The sequence below is a fragment of the Actinospineispora eucalypti genome, from assembly GCF_039543365.1.
GTDB lineage: Bacteria > Actinomycetota > Actinomycetes > Mycobacteriales > Pseudonocardiaceae > Pseudonocardia > Pseudonocardia eucalypti.
On record NZ_BAABJP010000015.1, the window covers coordinates 247187 to 271455 of the forward strand.

Here is a 24269-nt window from a genome sequence, read left to right on the forward strand (position 1 = left end):
CGGTCACCGGTATAGACCCGGCCACCCCCGCGAATTCATCGCCCAGGCGGCAACCGGACCACGTCGGCCAGCACCACCTCCTCGTCGGGGCGCCGGTGCTCCGCCGGGCTGTCGTACACCACCAGCAACCGCGAGTCGGGCAACAGCGCGATGCCCTCGGCGTGGTCGTCGCCGTCGCCGTAGGGCAGCTCCAGCTCCACCGACAGCTCGTCGCCCCGGGCCACCTCGGAGGTCTCCGCCACCGCTGCGTCGTGCCAGCGGTACACCCGCACCGGACCGTCCAGGTCCATAGACGGGCCGGCGAGCACCAGCAGGTCCCGGCCGTGCGGGCACAGGTCGCGCACGCCCAGCCCGCCCAGGTCCAGGAAGTGCTTGCGGTAGCGCCGGTCGCCGTCGATCCGGGCCAGCCGCAGCCGCCCCGGCTCGTCGTCCTCCGGCCGCACCTCGATCAGCACGGCGAACCCGCGCAGCACCGGCCCGCGCAGCCCGATGTACAGCGACTCGCCGTGCACCGCCAACCCCTCCACGTCGAACCCGTTGTCCTTGGCCGGGATGGCCAGGAACGGGGCCAGGTGGTCGTCGTCGGCCAGCAGGTCGGCCAGGTTGTCCTCGCCGGCCGCGCCGAACAGCGCGCTGCTCCGGCCGTCCCCGGTGGCCCTGGCCAGCTCGGGAAGGCCGTCATCCCCGGGCTGGACGGCCAGCCGGGCGATCACGTACCGGTTGACGTCCCGGCGGATCTTGCGCAGCCGGCGGATGGCCTGCTTGTCCGAGTGCTCCGCCTTCACCCGCCGGCGCACCAGGCTGTGCGAACCCACCGCCCACAGGTACCCGCCGGAGCGGGCCAGGCCCTCGATGTCGGCCTCCTCCTCCGGTGGCCCCGGCAGGTCGACCAGCTCGGCCAGCGGAAACACCCGCTGCTCGCCGTACCCGTCGGAGTCGGCGCGCAGGCGTTCCACGGTGGCCGTCTCGTCCCCGGCCAGCCACAGGCAGTCCCCGTCGGAGCGAACCGCGGACAGGTTGACGTGGGTGTTCGCCGCGACCGCGTCCGGATGAAAGCGCAGCGCGACCCGCCGCTCGATCTGCATGCCGGTGTTTCTACCTGTGATGGGTGCACCGGTTCACGGGTAATTCGGCCGGCGGTCGGGTGGGAGTGCCGGTTCTAAAGACTGCTTGGACGGCCGCGGTTGGCGTTTTTCGCGGCTTGGGTGCCGGCCGTTGCGTTCGGTTGCGACCTGGGCCTCGCTTACGCGGCGTAACGTCCAGGCGGCCTCCAGCCCGGCCGCGGACCGGTTACGTTCACGAGATCCACCTCAGCGGGGTGAACCCAAAGATCAAACCCCGCTCAGGTGGATTTCGTGGACGAACGACCTCTGAACCGGGCGGAACGCAACTACGGTCCGTGATCGAGTGTCCGAGCCGGCGCAACGAGCCGAGCCCTAGCCGCAACCAAACGCAACGGGCCGCACCCAAGCCGCGGCAGACCGACCAACGCGGCCGTCCGAGCTGTCTTTAAACTCCTACCGCGACATGCGGTTGCGGCGGACTTCGGCGCTGATGCGGCCGCCGCGGACCAGAGTGGTCATGCGCTCCACGTCGTCGGTCATGTAGCGGTCGTCGCCCAGCGGGTCGATCACCGACCGGACCAGTGTGTGCACCCGCTTCGAGCCCGCCCCGAGGGCCAGCCCGGTCATCGCCTCGGCGATCAGGTCCACGCCCTGCGCACTCATCAGCGTGGACACCGCGAGCACCACGTCCAACCGGTCCACGTTGGAGACCAGGTTCCGCACGGACGCCATGGCCATCGTGTTGTGGTCCTCCTGACCGCCCTTGAGCGGGAAGGACAGCGAGCTGACCGGCGTGGAACGGGCGTGCATCTCCGGGATCAGCGACGCGGCCACCGCGTGCACCAGGGTCAGCCCGGAGTTCAACCCGATCTTCCCGCCGGACAGCGCGGGCGGCAGCCCGTAGCTCCACAGGTCCGAGGCCAGCCGGCCGGTCAGGTCCTTGGCCAGCACCGCGAGGTCGGTGACCTGCACGTTCAGCGAGTGGGCCGAGTGCCCGAGTATCGAGCAGTCCCAGTTGCCGCCCATCACGAACTCGTACCCGCCGTCCCCGCCCAGCACCAGCGGGTTGGAGTTGGACGCGTTGGCCTCCCAGGCCAGGAACCGCTTCGCCTCGGCCAGGGTGTGCAGCACGCTGGCCACCTTGTGCGGGGTGGCGCGCACCGAGGTGGAGTCCTGCACCCGCTCGCGCAGCTCGCCCAGCCTGGCCCGGCCGGCCGGGGTCATCCAGGCGCTGCCGCCGATCAGGTTGCGGATGCGGTCGTTGGCCACCACCTGCTCGGGGATGCGCCGCTCGGTGTGCAGCCGGGGGTCGAACGCCTGCCGCTCCGCCCTGGTGGCCTCGCAGAACAGCGCGAAGGCGCCGAGGAAGGTGTCGATCTGCGAATCCACCCGGCGGACCGCCGACGCGTAGCAGGCGGACAACACGCTGCTGCCGCTGATCAGCGCGAGCGTCTCGCCGGCGTGCAGTTCGAAGCGCTCCGGGAGGCCGGCCCGGCGCAGCGCGTCGTCGGCCCAGGTGGTGCCGGAGCGGTCGGCGGCCGGCACCCGCTCGCCGATCAGCATCAGCCCGGCGGCGGCCATCGGCTGCAGGTCCCCGGTGCCCAGCGAGCCGATCTCCGGCATCAGCGGCACTATGCCCGCGTTGAGCACCGCGAGCATCCGGTCCACCATCGCCGGGCGCACCCCGGCGGTACCCCGGGCCAGCGCGTTCGCCCGCAGGATGAGGGCCAGCCGGGCGATCGGCGCGGACAGGTTCTCGCCGACCCCGGCGGCGTGCGAGCGCAGGATGTTGATCTGGAACTGGAGCTGGTCCTCGTCCTCGAGGGGGTAGTCCTTGAGGGGGCCGAGCGCCTGGTTCCAGCCGTACACCCGCTGCCCGGCGGCCAGCCGGCGCAGCGCGCCGTCCCGCGAGCGGTGCATGCGCTCCCGGGCCTCCGGGGCCAGGGTCACGGTGACCGACTCGGCCTCCAGGATGGCCACCAGGTCCGACCAGCGCAGCGAGTCGCCGTCCAGGGTGATCGCCAGGTGCCGGCGGGAGCCGGCGGCCGGCGGCGGCAGCAGGGCCGGCCCCTCGCCATGGGTCAGCGAAGTGAGCCCGCTGTCGACCGGTTCCTCGGGCGCCGGATGGGTGTAGACGCGCAGCTTCTCCGGGATCGGCGCGTGCTGCCCCTTCGGCATTCACTCTCCTCGCAACGGACCAGGTCAGACTCCATTGTGACGATCCCAGTCCGACCGGCTCGCGGCGAGGCCGTTCCCGTGAATCGGGAAGCTCAGCGCGGCCCGTAGACGATGATCGTGTTCCGCCACGGGTCGCGGGCCACGGCGCGAACCTCGTGCGGCCCCTGCTCCGGCGGGCGCACCACCTCGCCGCCCGCCGCGGTGATCGCGGCCAGCGCCGCGGCCACGTCCGGCACCTTGAACGACGCCGCCGCGACGCCCCCGGTGACGTCCTCCGCCGGCCCGGCCAGGGCCAACGTGGTGGTCTGCCCGTCCAGCGCGGCATACCGGTCGCCATCGGCGAACTTGACCGGCAACCCCAACGCGTCCCGATAGAACGCGACGGCGGCGGTCACATCGGCCACCGGATGCAACACGTTCCCGATCTTCACCTGTTCGGCCACGCGTGCGACTCTAAGACGTCCGGGCCAGGCCGGCACGGACCCGGTCGGCGGTGCGGCGCATGCCGCGCAGCACGTCCTCCCGGTGCACCCGGACGACCTGCCAGCCCAGGTCGGCCAGCTCACCCTCCCGCTGCCGGGGCACGTTGGGCTCGTCGGCCACGTATTCGACGGCCAGGCGGGCGCCCGGGTAGGCCAGGTCCACCCGGGCCACCGGATTGTCCCGCCCGTCGCGCACCTCGTACTGCACCTTCGGCGCGGGCAGTCCGGCGCCGAGCAGGCCCACCCGCAGCCGGGTCTCCATCGGCGACGCCGCCCCCGGGTCGGCCAACGCGACCACTTGGTCCAGCCGCCGGCTGCCCCTCGACCCCGGCAGGGCTGCCCGCCGGGCCAGCAGCTCGGCCGGGGCGAACCCGCCCACCCGGGCCAGCGCATCCACCGCGATCACCGCCTCCACCAGCTCGACCCGCCGGGCCAGGTCCCACGCGGTGCGCAGCGGGGTGGTCACCCGGCAGCCGTCCCGCTCGACCGTATCCGCCGGGTCGATCGCGCTGTGCACTATGCGCAGCCCGGTCTTGGCGTGGATGCGGACCGGCACCGCGACCTCGGCCAGCGCATCCCTCGGCGCGCAGTCCGCGCCCAGCAGCTCGGCCGCCGAGTACCCCACCAGCACCCCGCCGCGGCCGCCCACCATCAGGTACGCCGCGCGGGAGCGCGCCGCCAGATCCAGCGCGAGGTCAACCGGGGCGAACACCCCGGCGAACACCCGCTTGAACCTCGGCCCGTACAACTGATCGCGGGTCAGCAGACCGTGGGCGATCGCCTCGCTCCCCCGAAATGGTGCCCCCAACACGACCTCTAGCGTGACCGACTCGTCGCCCTCCGTGGGCCGAATCGATGTACGACTGCACCGAGATGTCGATTTTTCTTCAGTGCTCGGATTAAAGATCAATTAGTTGATCGCTGAGCTATTCCGCGATGCGGATGAGGACCTTGACCTGGTCCGGACGGATCGAGGCCGCATAGGCCTCGCTGGCTTGTTCCAAAGGAAAGACGGCGGTGACCAACTCGTTAGCCCTCAACACGCCGTCGGCCAACAGCCGGATTGCCCGCAACACGTCCTCCCGGACGTACATGAGGCTGCCCAGCACGGCGATCTCCCGGTCCTGCACCAGATGCAGCGGCACGTCGGTCGGCCCGTGCGGCACGCCGACCACGACCACCGTGCCGCCCTTGTCCAGCAGCTCGGCGGCCTGGGCCATGGAGCTGCGCACCGCCACGCAGTCGAACACCGCGTCGGCACCCTCGCCGCCCATCCCACCCTCGCCGCCCCCGCCGCCCCGCATCGCGTCCCGGGCGGCGTCCACCAGGCCCGGGTCGGCGGCGTCCAGGGCCGCGTCCGCCCCCAGTCGCACGGCCCGCTCCCGCTTGCCGGCCAGCACGTCGGTGACCAGCACGGTGGCCGCCCCGGCGGCCCGCGCGGCGACCATGGTGAGCAGCCCGATCGGCCCGGCACCGAGCACCACCACCCGGCTGCCCGGCCCGATCCCGGCCCGGCGTACCGCGCGCACCGGGGTCGCCAGGGGCTCGACCAGCGCGGCCAGCTCGTCGGACATGCCGTCCGGCACCGGGTGCAGCCGGTCGGCCGCGATGGTGAACGCGTCGGCCATGCCGCCGGGCGTCTGGCAGCCGAAGACGGCCAGCTCGCGGCAGATGTTGTACCGGCCCTCCCGGCACTGCCGGCAACGCCCGCACACCAGGTTGGGCTCCACCACCACCCGGTCGCCCGGGGACAGCCCGGTCACCCCTTGGCCGATCGCACCGACCACCCCGACCACCTCGTGCCCCGGCCGGTAGGGCAGCCGGATGAACGGGTGCCGGCCGGCGGCGGCGTGGGTGTCGCTGCCGCAGATGCCGACCAGCCGACTGTGCACCAACACCTGCCCCTCGCCGGGAGCCTCCGGGAAGGGCACACGCTCCACCCGGATGTCGTCGGCCGAGTTCACCAGTATCCGCCGCATCATGCTCATACCCTCATCATCGCGGCCGATCGGGACCGGCGAGCGGATTTCCGCGAAGCCGCCCGGCCGGCGGATCCGACGGCGGGGCGAATCCATATTCGAGAACGGGAAATCCACGCTTTCCCGTTATTCGGCAATCTATGGAGAAAGATCGCCGATCGGACCCATTTCCCTGGTCACCGACCTGGGCGACGCGCTGGGATGACGGCGAATTCTCGCGAACAAATGAACGGACGGCGAACGGACGGTAACCGAGAGTCGCGACTCTAAGGCCGCGGCAGCGGCTCCCGGTCGGACTGGCTGATGGCCGCGACCAGGTGCGCCATCTCCGGGTTCTGGGCCGCCTCGGCAAGCTCCTCGCCCAGCGTCCGGTTGTGCGCCGGGCGGGCGCGCTCCAGCAGCTCGAAGCCGGCCGGCGTCACCTCGCTGTAGATGCCCCGGCGGTCGTCCGGGCAGAGGTAGCGGGTCAGCAGTCCCCGGTCCTCCAGCCGGGTCACCAGCCGGGTGGTCGCGCTCTGGCTCAGCGCCATGGCGGTGGCCAGCTGGTTCATCCGCAGGTGGTGGGCCACCTGGCGGGAGAGCAGCTCCAGCACGCCGTACTCGCTCACCGACAGGTCGTGCCCGGCCTGGAGCACGCGCTCCAGCCGGGCCTCGATCCGTGCGTGCAGAACCGCGAGCAGGCGCCAACCGTGCACCTGGGCCTCGACCTCATCGTCGCGCAGTGTCACGGCTCCTCCTCAACACTTCCTCAGTTCACGATAGCTCAGGCACGCGGGCTACCTGCGTCTACAAGTGCTTCCGCCGGGGCGCTCCGGCGCACCGAGGCGGCGGCCAGGACCACCAGTCCGGCCAGGGTCACCCCGGCGCCCACCCACAGCGGCGAGGTGAACCCGAACCCGGCGCCGATGGCCAGCCCGCCCAGCCAGGCGCCGGCCGCGTTGCCGATGTTGAACGCGGCGATGTTGCTGCCCGAGGCCAGCGTGGGCGCGTCCGAGGCGTACCGCATGATGCGCAGCTGCAGCCCGGGCACCGTGGCGAACCCGGCGGCGCCCATCAGCAGCAGCGCGATCACCGTGGCCACCTTGGACTGCGCGGTGAGCGCGAAGGCGGCCAGCACCACGGTCAGCACGGCCAGGATGGCCAGCAGCGAGGGCACCAGCGCGCGGTCGGCCAGGCGGCCGCCGACCAGGTTGCCGGCGAACAACCCCGCGCCGAACAGGATGAGCAGCCACGGCACCGTGCTGGACGCGAAGCCGGTCACCTCGGTCAACGTGAAGGCGATGTAGGTGAACCCGCCGAACATGCCGCCGAAGCCGAGGATGGTCACCGCGATGGACACCCACACCTGGGGCCGGGCGAACACCCGTAGCTCTGCCCGCAAACTTGCATCAGCCCGCGCCGGCGTGGCCGGGACCAGCAGCTTGATGCCGGCCAGCGCGATGATCCCGATCACCGTGATCGCCCAGAACGTGGACCGCCAGCCCAGTTGCTGGCCGAGCAGCGTGCCCAGCGGGACACCGAGCACGTTGGCCACGGTCAGCCCGGCGAACATCATCGCGATGGCGTTGGCCCGCTTCTCCGGCGCCACCAGGTCGGCGGCCACCACCGAGCCGACGCCGAAGAACGCCCCGTGGCACAGCGCGGCGACGATCCGGCCGGCCATCATGAACGAGTAGCTGTCGGCCACCGCGGACATCAGGTTGCCCGCGATGAACAGCAACAGCAGCGACATCAGCACCTTCTTGCGGTCGAACCGGGTGATCGCCGCACTCAGCGCGACCGCGCCCACCGCGACGCTCAACGCGTAACCCGAGATCAGATAGCCGGCCACCGGCTCACTGACCGCGAAGTCCGCCGCCACCTCCGGCAGCAACCCCATGATCACGAACTCGGTGAGCCCGATGCCGAATCCGCCCACCGCGAGGGCGAACAGCCCCACTGGCATGTCACAGTCCTCCATGTCTCAGCCAATTACCCGCGTCTGCAACGATTGCACACGCGGGATATAGGCGCCAGGAAGTGTGAGCTGAGGAACGCGATCCTGGCGATTTGCGGGTGGGCCGGGTTTCAGGACGGCTTGGACGGCGCGGGCGGGTCGGTCTGCCGCGGCCTGGGTGGCGCCTCTTGCGTTTCGGTCGGCGGGGCCGCTTCATGGTCAAGTAGCAGTGAGAGACCCTTTGCCGGCCGGAAACGTCTCTAGCTGCGACATGACCATGGCAACGGGCCGATGACGTCCCACGCGTCACTCCTGTTTCATGAGGGATACGTGGTAGGGGTCGTGGCAAGACCGAACCCCGATAGCGTGCCGGTCGCGCAACCAGAGTGACAGTTGAGGTGCCGCGGTAGGGGTGATCGCCGTTGGTGGCGGTCAAGCCGCGAAAATCGAGGCTAAACCGCCACAGCCGGCGATCAAGCCCGGCCCGCGCCAGCCCGCCCGGAGCCGCACCAGGCCGCCCGGCCGGCACACCCGAACCGGCCGACACACCCAAACCGGCCGGCGCACCCGGAGCTCGGCGGCGCACCCGAACTGGCCGGCGCACCCGAACTGGCCGGCGCACCCGAGCTCGGCGGCGCACCCGAACTGGCCGACGCACCCGAACTGGGCGGCACGCCCCAGCAGCGCATCAGTCCGGCCGGCGTCCCCGAGCCGAACGCAACAGCGCCGCCTAGGCCGCGGGAGACCGACCCACCCGCGCCGTCCAAGCCGTCTTTGAAGCCCGACCACCCACCCGACGGAACGCGTCTCGTCACCTCCCGGCCACCGAACACCGGTAGCGTCCCGAGAGTGAGCGAGATTCGGCATCGCGTGATCAAGGTGGGCGACCTGGAGATGCGGGTCGCGGAGGCCGGCGAGGGACCACTGGTCCTGCTCCTGCACGGGTTCCCGGAGTGCTGGTACTCCTGGCGCCACCAACTCCAGGCGCTGGCCGAGGCCGGGTTCCACGCGGTGGCGCCCAACCAGCGCGGCTACCCGGGCACCGGCGGGCCGGACGCGGTGGACGAGTACACGATGCTGCACCTGGTCGGCGACGCGGTGGGGCTGATCGCGGCCTGTGGGGAGCGCTCCGCCACGGTGATCGGGCACGACTGGGGCGCCCCGGTGGCCTGGCACACCGCGCTGCTGCGGCCGGACCTGGTGCGCGGCATCGCCGCGCTGAGCGTGCCGCACATCCGGCGCGGCCCGACGCCCACCGTGGCCGCGCTGCGCGAGCGGTTCGGCGAGGACTACTACCAGGTGTACTTCCAGCGCCCGGGGGTGGAGGCGGAGTTCGAGGCCGACCTGACCCGCACCTTCCGGCTGCTGCTGACCGGGCTGGCCGGGGAGAACGACCTGACCCTGCCGCCCGGCGGGGGCGGGTTCCTGGACCTCTGGCGGGACCCGGAGACGCTGCCGGACTGGGTCAGCGACGCGGACGTGAAGGCGTTCGCCGACGAGTTCGCCGGCTCCGGGTTCACCGGGCCGCTGAACTGGTACCGCAACCTGGACCGCAACTGGGCGCTGACCGCCGCCTGGCATGATGCCCCGATCACCCCGCCGGCGCTGATGCTGGCCGGCGAACTGGACCCGACCGTGTCCCGCTTCGACCCGGTCCGCCTGGAACGGAGCATGCGAGCCTACATCCCCAACCTGCAGGGCCTGGAGATGGTGCCCGGCGCGGGCCACTGGCTGCAGCAGGAACGCCCCGACCTGGTCAACGCCCGACTGGTGGACTTCGTCACCTCAACATCTCAGTAACTGAACAGATATTGACCGCGATTGGCGGCCGACGTACCTTTCCTGCCATGACCTCACCTGCCATCGGCCAGTCGCGACCGGCACCCATCGCCATCTCCGAGGGCATCCCGTGGCTGATCGGCGCGGTGCTGTTCGGTCTGCTCCTCTACTACTTCGTCGGCATCGACGAGGGCGCCACCTCGGTGTTCGGCGACACCATGGTGGTGCACGAGTTCGTGCACGACGCCCGTCACCTGGCCGGCTTCCCCTGCCACTGAGGTGTTGAAGTCACTCGTACTCCGGGGAGCCGGAGCCGGTGCGCTGGCCGGGCTGATCACCTTCCTGTACGCCCGGATCTTCGCCGAACCGCTGGTCCAGGCGTCCATCGACTACGAGGGCGCGCGCAGTGAAGCGCTGCACGCCATCGCCATGGCCGCCGGGCACCACCCGGAGGCCGAGGAGGGCGAGGTGTTCAGCCGGGCCTTCCAGATGAACGTGGGCCTCGGCGTCGGCCTGATCCTCTTCGGCGTGGCGGTCGGCGTGTTCTACGCGGTGGCGTACGGACTGGCCTGGGGCCGGGTCGGCCGGTGGCAGCCGAAGACGCTGGCGCTGCTGGTGGCGCTGGGCGGGTTCGTCACGCTGTTCCTGGTGCCGTTCCTGAAGTATCCGACCAACCCGCCGGCGGTCGGCCACCACGAGACCATCAGCGCGCGCACCGGCCTGTACCTGATCATGGTGCTGGGCGCGGTGGCGTTCGCCCTGGTCTCGATCTGGCTGGGCCGGCGGCTGGCCGAACGACTGGGCAACTGGAACGCCGGCGTGGTCGGCGTCGCGTGTTTCGTCGTGCTGTGCGGGCTGCTCATGGCGGTGCTGCCGGCGCTGGGCCACCTGCCGGCCAACGTCGAGGTGTACGGCAACCTGGCCACCGAGACGCCGCAGCCGGTCAGGGACGCGCAGGGCGCGCTGGTGCTGCCCGGCTTCGACGCCGACCTGCTCTACAACTTCCGCCTCCAGGCGGTGCTCGGCAGCGCGCTGTTGTGGACCGTGCTGGCCCTGGCGTTCGCGCCGCTGGCCGAGCGGGTGCTGCGCACCGACGACCGGGCGGTCACAACGGCCTCCAGCTGACCCCGCGCGGGGTCAGCAGCGCCTCGCCCCGGGTGAGCCGGGGCAGTCGCCGGGCCAGCTCGGGCAGCCGGGCCTGGGGTAGGTCCGCGTCGATGCGACCGGCGTTCGCGTCGATCGCGCGGACCGTGCCGCCGGCCGCCGCGAGCGCGCCGAGCACCGGGTTGAGGGTGTCCGGCGGGACCTCCAGCTCGATCCGCCGGACCGGCAGGTCGACCCGGGTCCCGGCACGCTCTACCGCGAAGCGCGCCAGCTCGGCGGCCAGCGCGCGGAAGTCGCCGGCGGTGCTGATCGGGCTGGCGAAGCCGGACCTGGTGAGGGTGACCAGGCAGTCGGTTACCGGCCAGCCGTGCGGTCCCTGACGGAGCGCGGCGCGTACGCCCTGCTCGATGGCGGCGTGGAAGGCCAGCGGCAGCGAGCCCAGCTCCACCGCGAGCCGGTAGCCGACCCCGGTGCCCGGCTCGACGCGCAGCCCGACGGTGGCCCAGGGGTCGGTGCGCTCCCGTTCGTCGATCGCCCGGGCGGCCTCGCCGACGCCGGTCACCCGCTCCCGGTGCACCGTCCTCGGCTGGGCCAGCACCGGCTCGACGCCGAACTCGGCGGCCAGCTGCGCGGCGATCACCTCGCCTTGCACCTCGCCGTACAGGCGCACCGAAAGCTCGCCGTCCCGCTCCACCAGGGTGATCAGCGGGTCCCGCCGGGCCAGCTCGCGCAGCCCGGTGGCCAGCCGGGGCGCGTCCGCGGGTCGGCGCGCGCCGACCACGGCCTCCAGGACCGGCGGGGCGAACAGCTGGTCCGCCGGGTTGTCCGGCGGAGCGCCCAGGGAGTCGCCGATCCGCGCGTCGGCGAGCCCGGTGAGCCGGGCGATCTGGCCCGGACCCACCCGACCGGCCGGCCGGAACCCGCCGGGCTCGGCCACGGCGATCGCGGTGACCTTCCCCAGGTGCTCGGTCGGCGGCCCGTCCAGGTGCCGGCGGCGCAGCGCGACAACCTGCCGGGCGCGCAGCTCGCCGGAGTAGACCCGCAGGTAGGCACCATGTGAGTCGATCTTGAACAGTCGTCCGGCCAGCGGGCCGCCCGGTGCCGCCGAGGTGGCCGGCAGAAGCTCGCCGAGCCCGTCCACCAGCTCGGCGATCCCGGCTCCGGTCACCGCCGAGCCGAAGAACACCGGGTGCAGCCGGCCCGCACGGGTCCCCTCGGCCAGCTCCTCGCGGATCGCCGCGGGGTCGAGCGTGCCGTCCAGGTAGCGGGCCACGAAGGCGTCCCGTCCGTCGGCGGCGGCGAACTCGGCGAGCGCGTCGCCGTCCGGGACCAGCGCGCGGACGCCGGCCCGGGGCGTGCCGGCGTCATGCACCTCACCCAACGGCACCGCCCGTGCGGTCAGCCTGGTCAAGACGTCGGCCAGCACCCCGTCCGGGCGGGCACCGGCACGGTCGATCTTGTTCAGGAACAGCACGGTGGGCATGCGTAGCTGGATCAGCGTGCGCATCAGCACCCGGGTCTGCGCCTGCACCCCCTCGACGGAGGAGAGCACCAGCACCACACCGTCCAGCACCCGCAGGCTACGCTCCACCTCGGCGATGAAGTCGGGGTGGCCGGGGGTGTCGACCAGGTTCACCGTCAGGTCGCCGGCGCGGAACGCGGCGACCCCGGTGGAGATGGTGATCCCCCGGTCACGCTCCAGCTCGGCGGAGTCGGTCTGGGTGGTGCCCCGGTCGACCCGGCCGAGGCGGCGGATGGCGCCGGCGTGGAACAGCAGGCGCTCGGTCAGGCTGGTCTTGCCGGCGTCGACGTGCGCAAGTATCCCCACGTTGAGCAGCTTCATGGCGGTCGGTTGTCCTCAAATGAGTCGCGAAGTGGCCGATGACTTCGGACTCCCGCCGCATGCCGCCTCCTGTCGTGGGTTCCACCCGAACCTAGCCGGCTCCCCTTCCGCCGTCAGCCGAGTTTCCCCGAGCTGGTCAGGGCTCCTGGGTGAGGAGGCGGTCGGGGTGCATGCCGTTCACCGCGCCGACGAAGGGCGGGTGGATGCTGTAGCCGATCATCCGGCGGATGTCCAGGGAGACGGCGCGCGCGGTATCGGCGTCCACGGACAGGGTGAACGCCTCCTGGGTGCGCAACCACGGCTCGCAGTACTGCGCGGTGACCGCCGTGCGCGGCGCCGCCGAGCGGTTCGCCCCGCCGCCGTGCCACAGCGTTCCCAGGAAGAACACGCAGGACCCGGCCGGCATCACCGCCGGAACCGGAACGTCCCCGGAGACGGGCCGCCGGTCGTCACCCCACTCGTGGCTGCCCGGCAGCACCACGGTGGCGCCGTTGTCCCCGGTGAACTCGTCGATCGCCCAGATGGTCGCGGCGGAGAGCGCCGGCCGGGGGCGGGGCACCGGGTAGAACGAGTCGTCCGCGTGCAGCAGCTGGCCGCTCTCCCCGGGCAGGATCTTGATCACCTGCAGCTGGGAGAGCAGGTAGTTGGGCATCAGCAGCCGGTCCAGCAGCGCCAGCACCCGGGGGTGGTCCACCAGCCGGTCGGCCGCCCGGGTCTTGCCGAGCAGGCTGTACGCGCGCTGGGTCAGGTGGCCCTCGAAGTTGTTGCGGCCCATCGGGCCGAGCAGCTCGTCCAGCTCGGCGTGGATCACGGCGAGCTCGTCGGCCGGGATCAGCTCGGGCAGCACCACGAAGCCGTCCCGGCGCAGCGCGGCCAGGTCCCGTTCGACCACCTCGGGGGCCACCGACGCGCCGCCGCTGACCTGCGCGCGGTGCCGCCGGGCCAGGTCCTTGGCCAGGTCCTCCACGCTGTGCACCTCGGGTTGCGTCGCCCTCATCCCTCTGCTCCTTTCGCCACGTAGTCCGGCCGGCCGACCGCGCTCTTCACGAACGTCCACAGCTCCCGGACGAGTACCTCCCGGTCCGGCCGGGGTTCCCGGGTCAGCGCGCTGACCACGGTGGTGTGCACCCCGCCGAGCACGGCGGCCGCGCACAGGCCGGGGTCCCGGTCCGCCGGGATGTCCCCGCTCCGCTGGCCGGCGGCCATGTTGCGCGCGCCCTCCTCGATCACCAGGTGCAGGTGGCGCAGCGCGACGGCGGCGACCTCCCCGTCCCCGGTGCCCCGGCCCAGCGTGACCGGGGTGAGCGGGTCCTCGTAGAGGAAGTTCACCCAGGCCACCAGCCGGGCGTGCTCCCGGTCCAGCCAGTTGTCGCCGGGGAAGCGCGGCGACATGACCTGCTCGTCCAACCGGTCGTGGAAGTCCGCGAGCACGGCGGAGAGCAGGCCGGACCGGCTGCCGAAGTACCGGTAGGGCAGGCCCACGCTCGCTCCGGCGCGACGCGCCACCGAGGCCACCTCCAGCTCGCCGTGCTCGGCCAGCTCGGCGATCGCGGCCGCCAACAACCGCCGCCGCGCCGCCTCGCCCCTGGCCATCACCGTCACCACACGCACCCACCCCCTCGCCGTCCCGATTCAGTCACTTCAGCAGGGTGATTCAGTCGGTTCGGCATGCCGAAAGTGACTGAATCACCGTGCCGAACCCACTGAATCACCGTGCTGAACGCACTGAATCAAGTTTGAGCTGAACTCAACTTAGTTGTCAACGAACTCTCATGAAACAAACTAGATAGTTAGCGAAAGTAGTTGTACGGTCAGTTACAGAAAGATCACTCACCTGGAGGGGCATACAGGAACACGGGAGGACACGATGTGCGGAATCACCGGGTGGCTGTCGTACGGCCGTGACCTGCGTAAACAGCAGGAGGCGATCGACGCGATGACCGAGACGATGGCCTGTCGGGGCCCGGATGACGAGGGCACCTGGGTGGCCGAACACGTCGCGCTGGGACACCGGCGGCTGGCCATCATCGACCTGGACGGCGGACGGCAACCGATGACGGCGGACACCCCGGACGGCCCGGTGGTGATCGTCTACTCCGGCGAGGCCTACAACTTCACCGAGCTGCGCGCGGAGTTGAGCGCCCGGGGCCACCGGTTCATCACCCGGTCGGACACCGAGGTGGTGCTACGCGGCTACCTGGAATGGGGCGCCTCGGTCGCGGAACGGCTGAACGGCATGTACGCGTTCGCCGTCTGGGACTCCCGCACCGAGCGGCTGGTGATGATCCGCGACCGGATGGGGATCAAGCCGTTCTACTACTACCCCACCTCGGACGGCGTGTTGTTCGGCTCCGAGCCGAAGGCCATCCTGGCCAACCCGCTGGCCGAGCACACCGTGGGCCTCGACGGCATGCGCGAGCTGTTCGCGTTCATCAAGACCCCGGGCCACGCGGTGTGGGAGGGCATGCGCGAGGTGGAGCCGGGCACCGTGGTGTCGGTGACCGCGCAGGGCATCCGGACCAGCCGGTACTGGACGCTGCGCACCCGCGAGCACACCGACGACCGGGACGCGTCCATCGGCCACGTGCGGGAGCTGCTGGACGACATCGTGCGCCGCCAGCTGGTCGCCGACGTCCCGCGCTGCACGTTGCTCTCCGGCGGGCTGGACTCCTCCGCGATGACCGCCATCGCCGCGAAACAGCTGGGCGAGGTCGGCGAGACCGTGCGCAGCTTCGCGGTGGACTTCGTGGGGCAGACGGAGAACTTCGTGCCCGACGACCTGCGCGCCACCCCGGACACGCCGTACGTGCACGACGTGGCGGCCCGCTCCGGCACCGAGCACCGGGACATCGTGCTCGACTCGGACGAGCTGGCCGACCCGGCGGTGCGGTCCAAGATGATCCGCGCGCGGGACATGCCGGCCGGCATGGGCGACATGGACGCCTCGCTGTACCTGCTGTTCGCCGCGATCCGGGGGCACTCCACGGTGGCGCTGTCCGGCGAGTCGGCGGACGAGGTGTTCGGCGGCTACCAGCAGTTCTTCGACCCCCGGGCGCGCGAGGGGCTGACCTTCCCCTGGCTGGTGCGCTACGACCGGCACTTCGGCGACGACCTGTCCATCCTGAACCCGGAGCTGCGCCGCCAGCTGGACGTGCGCGGCTACGTCCAGGACAGCTACCGGAACGCGGTCGCGGACATCCAGCGGCTGGACGGCGAGTCCGACCTCGAGTGGACCATGCGCAAGATCAGCTACCTGCACCTGACCCGGTTCGTGCGGATCCTGCTGGACCGCAAGGACCGGGCGTCCATGGCGGTCGGGCTGGAGGTGCGGGTGCCGTTCTGCGACCACCGGCTGGTGGAGTACGTGTACAACGCGCCGTGGGCGGTGAAGTCGTTCGACGGCCGGGAGAAGTCGCTGCTGCGCGAGGCCACCCGGGACGTGCTGCCCCGGTCGGTGGCCGACCGGGTGAAGTCGCCCTACCCGTCCACCCAGGACCCCGGCTACCTGGTGAACCTGCGCCGCAACGCCAGCGAGTACCTGTCCCGGCCGAACCACCCGGTGTTCGACATCGTGAACCGGGCCTGGCTGGCCGGCGAGGTGCGGCGGGACACCGCGGAGATCACCCAGGCCGCCCGCAAGGGCCTGGAGCGCACCCTGGACCTGGCGCTGTGGCTGGACATCTACCACCCGGTGCTGAAATTGTCCTGAAGTGTGGTGAGTGCTGAGGAGACCCTGCCGCTGGTGATCGCCTTGCACCGGTTGCTGCGGGGGCTGCGCCGAGCCAGCGGGGACGGCGCGACGCCGCCGACGCAGCTCATCGTCCTCGGCCTGCTCACCCAGCACGGCCCGATGCGCATCGGCGAGCTGGCCGTGCGCATCCCCTGCTCACAGCCGACGGCGACCGCGGTGGTCGCCACCATGCGGCAGAACGGCCTGGTCAGCCGCGCGCCGGATCCGAACGACGGGCGCGGGGTGTACGTGGCCCCCACCGAAGAGGGCCTACGCACACTCCGCTCCGTCGCCCGGGGCGAAGCCGAAGTGCTGGCCGAGCTACTGGCCACGGTGCCACCCGAGGACCGCACCGCCGTCCTCGACGCCGCCCCCGTCTTCCTCGCCCTGGCCGACCGGACAGCGCCGTCGCCCTGACGGGCCGCCGCGCCAGCCACACCCCATCTCGCGCGCCGAGTTCGCCAGCCGCGGCCCGTCCCCGCGCCGAGTTCATCTTCAGAGACCTTCTGAGGCGGGCAAACGTCTCCAGCGATGAACTCGGCGTTTCAACACGGAACGGACGTTACTGATGGTGCGCTCAAGACCAGTGGTGGCCTGGCGGCGGTCGATCCGCATGGTGTGCCAGCCGTAACGGGCCAGCTCGTTGTCCCGGTGGAGGTCCTGCGCGCGTTGCCGAGCGTCGAAATGCGGTGCGCCGTCGTATTCGATCGCCAGCTTCGCGTCCGGGTAGGCCAGGTCGACCCGGGCGACCAACCACCAGTCCCGATCCAGGATGTCGTACTGCACCTCCGGCACCGGGAGCCCGGCCGCGAGGAGCGCCAAGCGTAAACGGGTCTCCATGGGTGACTCCGCGCGCGGGTTCGACAGTCGCACCACCTCGTCGAGTCGGCGGCAGCCCCGCGCGCCGGGGTGTTTTGCCCGGCGCGTCAACAGATCCGCGGGCTCGAACCGCTTGTGCGCCACTGCGTCGACGGCAACCACTGCTTCGACCAGGGGCGATCGGCGCGCCAGGTCCCACGCGGTGCGTTCCGGCGTCGTCACCAGACAGCCCGACACCAACTCCACGTCGGCCGTTTCCGGCCGGCCGTAGCTCACCCGCAGGTTGGGGAACGCGCGCAGGTACCGGGGCACCATCACCTCGGCCGGTGCGTCCCGAGGAGCACAGTCGGCGCCGAGCAGTGCGGCCGCCGAGTAGCCCGCGAGCGCGCCGCCGCGGTCGCGGACCAGCAGATACGCCGCCCGCGAGCGGGTCAGGAGATCTAGCGGCGCGGTCGCGTGAACATAGACGTCCGGGAACAGCCGCCGGTAACCCGCGCCGTGCAGCCGCCGATAGCTCACTAGCCCGGCGGCCAGCGCTTCGCTGCCTCGGAACGGCCCGTTCAGCATCTGGAAAGCGTCGCGTACCGCCGCCGTCGGCGGGGTCGGAACGACGAGATTCGCCGAGTTCATCCTGGGGGACGTTTCCAAGCGCCGAAACGTCTCCCAGGATGAGTTGATCAGCCGGTGCCGCGAGGCCGGTGCTACTCCCCGAGGAACTCCAGGACAGCGTGGCGAGTGGGTTCGGGCTGCTCCAGTTGGGGGAGGTGGCCGGCGTCGGGTATGAGCACCGTGCGCGAGTCGTGCAGCAGGGACGCGAACTCCTCCGCGTACACCGGCGAGACCAGGCGGTCCTTTTCGCCCCAGACCAGCAGGGTCGGCGCGGAGACCCGGTGGATGCGCCGGCGCAGGCCCTTGTCCGGCAGCGGCCAGATGAAGTGCAGCACGCTGGCCATGCGCACGGCGGCCTCGAACAGGGCCTGCGGGTCGTCCGCCGGCGGGGTCAGCATGTCCGCCAGTGGTGACTTGGGATCGGCGAGCACCAGCTCGGGCAGCGTCTCCGGCGGGATGCCGGCGATGTCCGGGATGGGCGCGTCGTCCCGCCACAGCCCGATCGGCGCGAGCAGGGCCAGCTTGGACACCCGGCGCGGGCTGTTCGCGGCCAGCTCGGTGGCCACCATGCCGCCGAACGAGTGGCCGACCACGGCCGTCCGCTCCAGTCCCAGCCCGTCCAGCAGCTCGTCGTAGAGCAGCACCAGCTCCCAGATCCCGGGCAGGTGGCTGAGCGCGTCGGACTCCCCCGCGCCGGGGTGCTCCACCGCGTACACGGTGTGCCGGCCGGCCAGCGCCTCCAGGAACGGGTCCCAGAGCAACCCGCCGGCGCCGTGCAGGAACAGCACCGGCGACCCGGTGCCGGCCACCAGCACGCGCACCTGGATCTTGCCGTTCAGCGCGGGGACCAGCCGCTCGGTGACGTGTTCGGTGGTCGTCATGCGGCCGCCTCCTGCTTGGACCGGTCGGCCGCCCCCTGCGGCCACCACTTGTGCTCCCAGCCCTCGTCGTCCCAGATGTGCCGGATGCGCGGGATGACCTCCTCGGCGAACAGCGTGATGTTCTTCTCGGTGAGGTCGTGCGGCATGGAGCCGATCTGGAGCAGCGCGTGCAGGTTGCCCACCCGCAGCCGCTTGGCCGCCTCGATCAGCCGGTCGGCCACGGTGGCCGGGCTGCCCGCGATGATGAAGCCCTCCTCGTTGAGGGTCTTCCAGTTCTTCTCCAGCGCGGCCGAGGCGGCGATCGCGCCCGGCTGGTTGGTCTTGATGGCGAACTCGGTGCTCTTGCGGGTGCGGTAGCCCGGCGCCTCGAAGAAGTACGGGGGGATGTGCAGGCACTTGTTGAAGAAGTACGAGCAGTGCTCCAGGTACTCCTGCTCGGCCCGCTCGTCGGTCTCCGAGACGCAGATCTGCTGGGCAAAGCCGGCGCGGAACGGGTTGCGGTCGATGCCCAGCTCGTCCATCCGCGACCAGAAGCCATCCATCAGCTTCTGGCCGAACTTGGCGCCGAAGAAGCTCAGGTAGCTGTAGGTGTAGTCGCGGCGGGCGGCCAGGTCCCAGGTCTCCACCGAACCGCCGCCGGCCAGCCACACCGGCGGGTGCGGCTTCTGCAGCGGCTGCGGCCACGGGTTCACGTAGCGCAGCTGGTTGTACTGGCCGTTGAAGGTGAACGGCCCCGGCTCGGTCCACGCCTTGATGATCAGTTCCTCGGCCTCGCGGAACCTCGGCCGGGTCTCGGTGGGCGTGATGCCGTAGCAGAAGTTGACGTCCATGGACGTGCCCACCGGGAACCCGGCGGCCAGCCGGCCGTTGGACAGCACGTCCAGCATGGCGAACTCCTCGGCCACCCGGGTGGCCGGCGAGTACAGCGCGAGCGTGTTGCCCAGCACCATGATCGCCGAGTTGTTCGGCGTCCGGCGGGCCAGCGAGGCGGCCATCAGGTTCGGCGAGGCCATGAACCCGTAGCCGTTCTGGTGGTGCTCGTTCACCCCGACGCCGTCGAAGCCGAGGCGGTCGGCCAGCTCCAGCTCGTCCAGGTTCCACTGGTAGTACTGGGCGACCTTTTTCGGATCACACAGCTCGGTGTTCGGTGGTGTGATCCAGATGCTGTCGTACTTGGTTTCGAAGTCCGCCGGCAGGTCGCGGTACGGCATGAGATGGAAGAAGATCGACTTCATTGTCTGTCCCCGGTCTTTCGACACTCACATGACGACTGACGAGATCTCTGTTACCAAAGTCACGCTACGTCGCGGGCGGCCGTACCGGAAGTGCACCTTGGTGCATCGGCCCGCTGCACCGGAGGAGCGAACACGTTGAGTGAGGCAGTCCTGCTGGAACGATCCAAAGACGTCCTGCGCGTGACACTGCACAACCCGGCCAAGCTGAACGCGCTGCGCCCGGCGGACATCCGCGCGCTCCGCGACACGGTGCTGGACCTGGCGCCGGACGTACGCGCGGTGGTGTTCACCGGCGCCGGCGGGCGTTCCTTCACCGCCGGGATGCACCTGGACACCTTCCCCGCGCTGGACCGGGAGTCCGCGCGCTCGTTCATCTCGGACGTGCGGGACATGCTGGCCGCCGTGCGCACGGTGCCCGTGCCCACCCTGGCCGCCGTGGACGGCTACTGCATCGGCGTCGGCTTCGAGCTGGCCATGGCCTGTGACCTGCGCGTGGTGACCACCCGCTCGTCGTTCGGCCTGCCCGAGATCAAGGTGGGCATCCCCTCCATCGCCGACGCCGCGCTGCTCGCCCAACACGTCGGGCTCTCGTTGGCCAAGGAGATCATCCTGACCGGCGACATGTACCCGGTGGAGCGGTTCGCAACCAGCGGGCTGTGCAACGCGCTGGTCGCCCCGGAACTGCTGGCCGAGGGGACCGAGGAGATGCTGGCGCGGGTGACCGGGCACGCCCCGGCGGCGATGGCGGCGCAGAAGCGGCTGTTCGAGGTGTGGCAGAACACCGGGCTGGCCGCCGGGGCGGACATCAGCGTGCGGGAGTTCGCGTCCGTCTTCCCGAGTACACCGCCAGCATGAACCCCGCCGCGGTGACCGCCGCCGCAACCAGGTAGATCGGCCGCACGCCGGCGGCGTCGATCACCCGCCCGCCCAGCCAGCCGGCGAACGCGGCGGCGACCTGGTAGGCCGAGGCGTTCACCGCGATGGCCAGGGTGGGTGCTTCCGCCGCCGCGCTGAGCACCCGCGCCTGCATGCCCGGGATCACCGCGAAACCCACCGCGCCGAGCAGGAACACGGTCACCGCGGCCGGCACCGGGTGTCGGCCGACCAGCCACGCCACCGCCAACACGGCGGTGAGCAGGGCCAGCAGCCCGGGCATGGAGGCCGACGGCGCGCGGTCGTACAGCCACCCGCCGGCCAGGTTGCCCAGCGCGGCGCCCACCCCGTAGACCAGCAGCAACCCGGCGACCGCCTCGGCCGGGAAGCCGGCGACCCCGGTGAGCAGGGGCGCCAGGTAGGTGAACACGGCCAGCAGCCCGGCATTGCCCACCGCGGTGAGCGCGATGGCCAGCCGCACGTCCCGCTCCCCGAACACCCGCAGCTCGGACCGCACCCCCAAGCCTGATTCAGTCACTTCAGCACGCTGGTTCGGTCGTTCCGGCAGACCGATCGGCACCAGGCGCCACACCAGTACCAGGCCGGCCAGGCACACGGCGGTGATCGCGGCGAAGGTGGCCCGCCAGCCCAGGGCGTGCCCGATCGCGGTGCCCAGCGGGGCACCCAGGATCATCGCCAGGTTCATGCCCAGGGCCAGCTTGGCCACCGTGGACGCCTGGCGGTCCGGCGGGGCGCTGGCCGCCGCGACCACGATGGCGTTGGCGAAGAACGTGGCCACCACGCAGGCACTGATCACCCGCGCGGCGAATAGCACCGGGTACCCGGGCGCCAGCGTGGACGCCAGGTTGCCGGCCACGGCCACGCCGAGCAGCGCGGTGATCAGTGGTTTGCGGGGGAAGCGGGCGGTCAGCGCGGTCAGGACCGGCCCGCCGACGATCATGCCCAGCGCGTACGCGGTGACCAGCAGGCCGGCCGCCGGGATGGACACGGCCAGGTCGGCGGCCACGTCCGGCAGGATGCCGGCGATCACGAACTCGCCGGTGGTGATGCCGAACACGCACAGCATCAGGGTGAGCACGATCCGCGACATGCTCACCGCCTCCCGTCCAGCGCGCGCGAGACCAGGCCGAGGGCGATGGCCACCGCCAGCAGCCCGGCGCCCAGTGCGGCCGGCGCCCGGAAGCCCCAGCCGGCGGCGATCACCAGCCCGCCCAGCCACGGCCCGAGCGTGTTGCCCACGTTGAACGCGGACACGTTGACCGCACTGGCCAGCGTGGGCGCCGGCCCGGCCAGCGCGAGGGCGCGCGCGGCCAGCGGGGTGGCCGCGACGAACACCGCGACCCCCATCCCGAACGCCGCGACCAGGGTCACCGCTCCGACGCCGGCCGCCTCGGCGATGGCGAGCAGGATCCCGGCCACGGCGGCGAGCCCGGCGAACAGCGTTCGCCACGGATACGCGTCGGCGAACCGCCCACCCAACTGGATCCCGGCCAGCGACCCCACCCCGTACAAGGTCAACGCCATCGGCACCGCCCCCGCCCCGAACCCGGCAACGTCGGTCACCACCGGCGCAAGATACGTAAACGCCCCCATAACCCCTGCCTCAAAAACCGCGGTGGTCGCCAGCGCCACCCACAGCCGCCCGCCCCGAAACGCCCCGACCTCCGCCCGCAGACCCCCACCCCTCCCGCGAGTCGGCGTTCCCAGGTCACCGAGTCGACGTTCTCCGGTCACCGAGTTGACGTTTTCGGCGCACCCCGGCACGCCGGAGGGCACGCGACCGACCGCCTTGCCCCGCGGCAAACCGCCGGACAGCGCACCCGAGCCCACCCGCTCGCGGGGCAGGACCCGCCAGACCGCGAGTGCGGCCACCACCGCCGCTCCGCCGATCACCCAGAACGTGGCGCGCCAGCCGAGGTGCTGCCCCAGCACCGTGCCGAGCGGGACCCCGAGCACGTTCGCCGCCGTCAGCCCGCCCATCAGCAGGGCCATCGCGCGCGCCCGGCGCCCGGGACCGGTGGCCTCGGCGAGCCCGACCGCCACCACGCTGGCCACCGCCCAGAACGCGCCGGTGGCGGCCGCCGTGACGATCCGGCCGATCATCATCGCCGGGTAGTCGGGCGCCACCGCGCCGAGCACCTGGCCGGCGACGAACAACCCGAGCGAACCGATCAGCGTCGCCTTCCTGGGCAGCCGCAGGGTGAGCACCGCGAGCACCGGCGCACCGATCACCATCGCCACCGCGAACGCCGAGATGAGCAGGCCGGCTTCGGGCAGTGATACGCGCAGGTCGGCGGCCAGCTCCGGTAGCAACCCGGCGACCACGAACTCCGTGCTGCCGAGCACGAAGATCCCCCCGCTCAGCACGTACACGGGCGTGGGGAGCCTAGTCTTTTTAGAACGATCAGTCTTTAATTCGGTCACGCTGAACTCCCTCGGGACTGGTTGATTGTCTGTCCGGTCGCGGCGGCGCGGCCGGGACTAGGCGGTCGGTGAACCCAGCGTGCGCAGGGCGAGGATCGCGGCGTCGCCGGCCCGGCGTGCGCCGCCCTCGGCGCTGCCGGTCACCCGCATGCCCTGCATGAGCACCATCAGGAACCTGGCCAGCTGGGCGGCGTCCGCACCGGCGGGGATCTCCCCCTGGGCCCGTGCGCGCAACAACGCGGAGGTGAGAGCGGTCTCCAGGGAACCCCAGCTCAGATCGATCCGCCGGCGCACCGCGTGATCATCGGGCGGGCACTCAACGGCGGCGTTCACCACCATACAGCCCTTGGGGTCGTCGGCCGGGGGTGGCGCCAGGTAGCCGTCCAGCAGCGCCCGGATCGCCGGCAGCACCGGGCCGGGCATGGCCAGCAGCTCCAGCACGTCGGGGTCGTGTTGCTGGATGTACCGGTCCAGGGCGGCGAGGTAGAGCTCGTGCTTGGTGCCGAAGGTGGCGTAGAGGCTGGCCCGCCCGATGCCGAGATGCTCCACCAGGTCGGAGATCGAGGTTGCCGAGTAGCCCTTGAGCCAGAACAGGCGCATGGCCCGTTCGAGCACCTGGTCCGGGTCGAACTCCCGCGTGCGTGCCACATCGCCGAGCGTAACACGTTGCTTGACCGATCGTTTCAGATTCTCTCACTGTTGGAAACGAATATCGTTATAGATTAGGGTTCGGGCCATGACTGGTTTCACGCTCGCGCTGTGCCGGGCGGACGGGTGCACCGGAGGAACCCGGCGGCGCGGTCCGGTCGATCACGTGCTGGCCGACGCCACGCGCCGCTCCGAGCACGGTGTGCTGGTGGTCACCGGATGCCTGCTCGGCCCGCTGCTCTGCCCCGCCGCCCGCGCGGCGCGGACCGAGCCGGCAGCGGGGGCCGAGCCCACATCCGGGAACGAGGCCGCCTCGGGGCGCGCGGCGATGATCCAGCCCTGTCATCCGTCCCGCCGGCCTTCGGGGCCTTCGCTGCTGATCGGCCCGATCAGGGGCGAGGAGGACGCGCGCGAGCTGTCCCGGTGGCTGGACACCGGCGAGTTCAGTTCGGCCGCGCTGCCCACTCGACTGTGCGGCTACGCCGACCTGCTGGCCCGTGGGCCGTCCAACTGATCTCGCCGGGCACGCGACGGACATTCCGGTGCGGCTCGCCGTACCTGAATCCCCGACTCGCCGTACCCGGGTTCCCGACTCGCCGTACTCAGATCCCCGACTCGCCGTACTCAGATCCCCGACTCGCCGTACTCAGATCCCCGACTCGCC

23 protein-coding genes are annotated in these 24269 nt (G+C 71.5%); 7 read left to right on the forward strand and 16 right to left on the reverse strand.

Translation table 11 applies throughout. The features are described 5' to 3' along the window. Window positions 1-35: 35 nt before the first annotated feature. The 7 genes from ABEB12_RS17280 to ABEB12_RS17310 form a co-directional block, all read right to left on the reverse strand. Window positions 36-1085 carry a DUF3616 domain-containing protein gene (locus ABEB12_RS17280; protein ID WP_185059403.1) on the reverse strand — a complete coding sequence of 350 codons (1050 nt, stop codon included), beginning with the start codon at window positions 1083-1085 and terminating at the stop codon, window positions 36-38. 432 nt (window positions 1086-1517) lie between these two features. Then, window positions 1518-3242, reverse strand: coding sequence for an aromatic amino acid lyase (locus tag ABEB12_RS17285; RefSeq protein WP_185059402.1), 1725 nt, complete (start codon window positions 3240-3242; stop codon window positions 1518-1520). Between the two features lie 92 nt (window positions 3243-3334). Then, window positions 3335-3685, reverse strand: a complete 351-nt coding sequence (locus ABEB12_RS17290; protein ID WP_345702898.1) for a VOC family protein — start codon at window positions 3683-3685, stop codon at window positions 3335-3337. Window positions 3686-3695: 10 nt separating this feature from the next. Further along, window positions 3696-4535, reverse strand: a complete 840-nt coding sequence (locus ABEB12_RS17295) for a hypothetical protein (RefSeq protein WP_185059401.1) — start codon at window positions 4533-4535, stop codon at window positions 3696-3698. 115 nt (window positions 4536-4650) lie between these two features. Next, a complete protein-coding gene (locus ABEB12_RS17300) occupies window positions 4651-5712 on the reverse strand; it encodes an alcohol dehydrogenase catalytic domain-containing protein (protein WP_185059400.1) in 1062 nt (353 codons plus the stop codon). A 257-nt stretch (window positions 5713-5969) separates the two neighbouring features. Continuing rightward, window positions 5970-6431 (reverse strand): MarR family transcriptional regulator, encoded by a 462-nt coding sequence (locus tag ABEB12_RS17305; protein WP_185059399.1) that lies wholly within the window; start codon window positions 6429-6431, stop codon window positions 5970-5972. Between the two features lie 35 nt (window positions 6432-6466). Continuing rightward, window positions 6467-7648 (reverse strand): MFS transporter, encoded by a 1182-nt coding sequence (locus ABEB12_RS17310; RefSeq protein WP_185059398.1) that lies wholly within the window; start codon window positions 7646-7648, stop codon window positions 6467-6469. A gap of 840 nt (window positions 7649-8488) precedes the next feature. Between ABEB12_RS17310 and ABEB12_RS17315 the strand changes: the two genes are divergently transcribed. Genes ABEB12_RS17315 through ABEB12_RS17325 form a run of 3 tightly spaced genes read left to right on the forward strand, consistent with a single transcriptional unit; the run spans window position 8489 to window position 10543 of the window. Then, window positions 8489-9439 (forward strand): alpha/beta fold hydrolase, encoded by a 951-nt coding sequence (locus ABEB12_RS17315; RefSeq protein ID WP_345702899.1) that lies wholly within the window; start codon window positions 8489-8491, stop codon window positions 9437-9439. Between the two features lie 47 nt (window positions 9440-9486). Next, window positions 9487-9696 carry a CbtB domain-containing protein gene (locus ABEB12_RS17320; protein ID WP_185059397.1) on the forward strand — a complete coding sequence of 70 codons (210 nt, stop codon included), beginning with the start codon at window positions 9487-9489 and terminating at the stop codon, window positions 9694-9696. A gap of 1 nt (window position 9697) precedes the next feature. Beyond that, window positions 9698-10543, forward strand: coding sequence for a CbtA family protein (locus tag ABEB12_RS17325; protein WP_185059396.1), 846 nt, complete (start codon window positions 9698-9700; stop codon window positions 10541-10543). Here ABEB12_RS17325 and ABEB12_RS17330 read toward each other — a convergent pair. The 3 genes from ABEB12_RS17330 to ABEB12_RS17340 all read right to left on the reverse strand — a co-directional run bounded on the left by ABEB12_RS17330 (window position 10524) and on the right by ABEB12_RS17340 (window position 13976). Further along, the gene (locus ABEB12_RS17330; protein ID WP_185059395.1) at window positions 10524-12365 is read right to left on the reverse strand and encodes a GTP-binding protein; all 1842 of its coding nucleotides are present in this window, start codon (window positions 12363-12365) and stop codon (window positions 10524-10526) included. The genes ABEB12_RS17325 and ABEB12_RS17330 overlap by 20 nt on opposite strands. 136 nt (window positions 12366-12501) lie before the next feature. Then, window positions 12502-13362, reverse strand: a complete 861-nt coding sequence (locus ABEB12_RS17335; RefSeq protein WP_185059394.1) for a phytanoyl-CoA dioxygenase family protein — start codon at window positions 13360-13362, stop codon at window positions 12502-12504. Beyond that, window positions 13359-13976: a TetR family transcriptional regulator gene (locus ABEB12_RS17340; RefSeq protein ID WP_221497569.1), complete on the reverse strand. Its 618-nt coding sequence runs from the start codon at window positions 13974-13976 to the stop codon at window positions 13359-13361. The genes ABEB12_RS17335 and ABEB12_RS17340 overlap by 4 nt, the downstream gene beginning before the upstream one ends. A 256-nt stretch (window positions 13977-14232) precedes the next feature. On the opposite strand from ABEB12_RS17340, the gene asnB reads away from it, so the two are divergent. Together asnB and ABEB12_RS17350 are read left to right on the forward strand one after the other, a co-directional pair. Further along, the gene (asnB, locus tag ABEB12_RS17345) at window positions 14233-16074 is read left to right on the forward strand and encodes an asparagine synthase (glutamine-hydrolyzing) (protein WP_185059393.1); all 1842 of its coding nucleotides are present in this window, start codon (window positions 14233-14235) and stop codon (window positions 16072-16074) included. Window positions 16075-16080: 6 nt separating this feature from the next. Beyond that, window positions 16081-16512, forward strand: coding sequence for a MarR family winged helix-turn-helix transcriptional regulator (locus tag ABEB12_RS17350; RefSeq protein ID WP_345702900.1), 432 nt, complete (start codon window positions 16081-16083; stop codon window positions 16510-16512). Between the two features lie 78 nt (window positions 16513-16590). Here the strand turns inward: ABEB12_RS17350 and ABEB12_RS17355 are convergent, their stop codons facing one another. The 3 genes from ABEB12_RS17355 to ABEB12_RS17365 form a co-directional block, all read right to left on the reverse strand. Further along, complete coding sequence (locus ABEB12_RS17355; protein WP_185059391.1) at window positions 16591-17544, reverse strand: DUF559 domain-containing protein; 954 nt, start codon at window positions 17542-17544, stop codon at window positions 16591-16593. A gap of 71 nt (window positions 17545-17615) precedes the next feature. Further along, a complete protein-coding gene (locus tag ABEB12_RS17360) occupies window positions 17616-18404 on the reverse strand; it encodes an alpha/beta fold hydrolase (RefSeq protein ID WP_185059390.1) in 789 nt (262 codons plus the stop codon). Then, entirely contained in the window at window positions 18401-19639 is a 1239-nt protein-coding gene (locus tag ABEB12_RS17365) for an LLM class flavin-dependent oxidoreductase (protein WP_185059389.1), read from the reverse strand. The genes ABEB12_RS17360 and ABEB12_RS17365 overlap by 4 nt, the downstream gene beginning before the upstream one ends. A gap of 135 nt (window positions 19640-19774) precedes the next feature. Here ABEB12_RS17365 and ABEB12_RS17370 point away from each other — a divergent pair, with 135 nt between their 5' ends. Continuing rightward, window positions 19775-20494, forward strand: a complete 720-nt coding sequence (locus ABEB12_RS17370) for an enoyl-CoA hydratase-related protein (RefSeq protein WP_185059388.1) — start codon at window positions 19775-19777, stop codon at window positions 20492-20494. On the opposite strand, the gene ABEB12_RS17375 is transcribed toward ABEB12_RS17370, so the two are convergent. From ABEB12_RS17375 to ABEB12_RS17385, 3 genes are all read right to left on the reverse strand, one after another. Beyond that, window positions 20445-21623, reverse strand: coding sequence for an MFS transporter (locus ABEB12_RS17375; RefSeq protein ID WP_185059387.1), 1179 nt, complete (start codon window positions 21621-21623; stop codon window positions 20445-20447). The two genes, ABEB12_RS17370 and ABEB12_RS17375, sit on opposite strands and share 50 nt — an antisense overlap. A gap of 2 nt (window positions 21624-21625) precedes the next feature. Further along, the gene (locus tag ABEB12_RS17380) at window positions 21626-22906 is read right to left on the reverse strand and encodes an MFS transporter (protein ID WP_221497568.1); all 1281 of its coding nucleotides are present in this window, start codon (window positions 22904-22906) and stop codon (window positions 21626-21628) included. A 108-nt stretch (window positions 22907-23014) separates the two neighbouring features. Next, window positions 23015-23605 (reverse strand): TetR family transcriptional regulator C-terminal domain-containing protein, encoded by a 591-nt coding sequence (locus ABEB12_RS17385; protein WP_185059385.1) that lies wholly within the window; start codon window positions 23603-23605, stop codon window positions 23015-23017. An 88-nt stretch (window positions 23606-23693) separates the two neighbouring features. Here ABEB12_RS17385 and ABEB12_RS17390 point away from each other — a divergent pair, with 88 nt between their 5' ends. Beyond that, window positions 23694-24119 (forward strand): hypothetical protein, encoded by a 426-nt coding sequence (locus ABEB12_RS17390; RefSeq protein WP_185059384.1) that lies wholly within the window; start codon window positions 23694-23696, stop codon window positions 24117-24119. The last annotated feature ends 150 nt before the right edge of the window (window positions 24120-24269 follow it).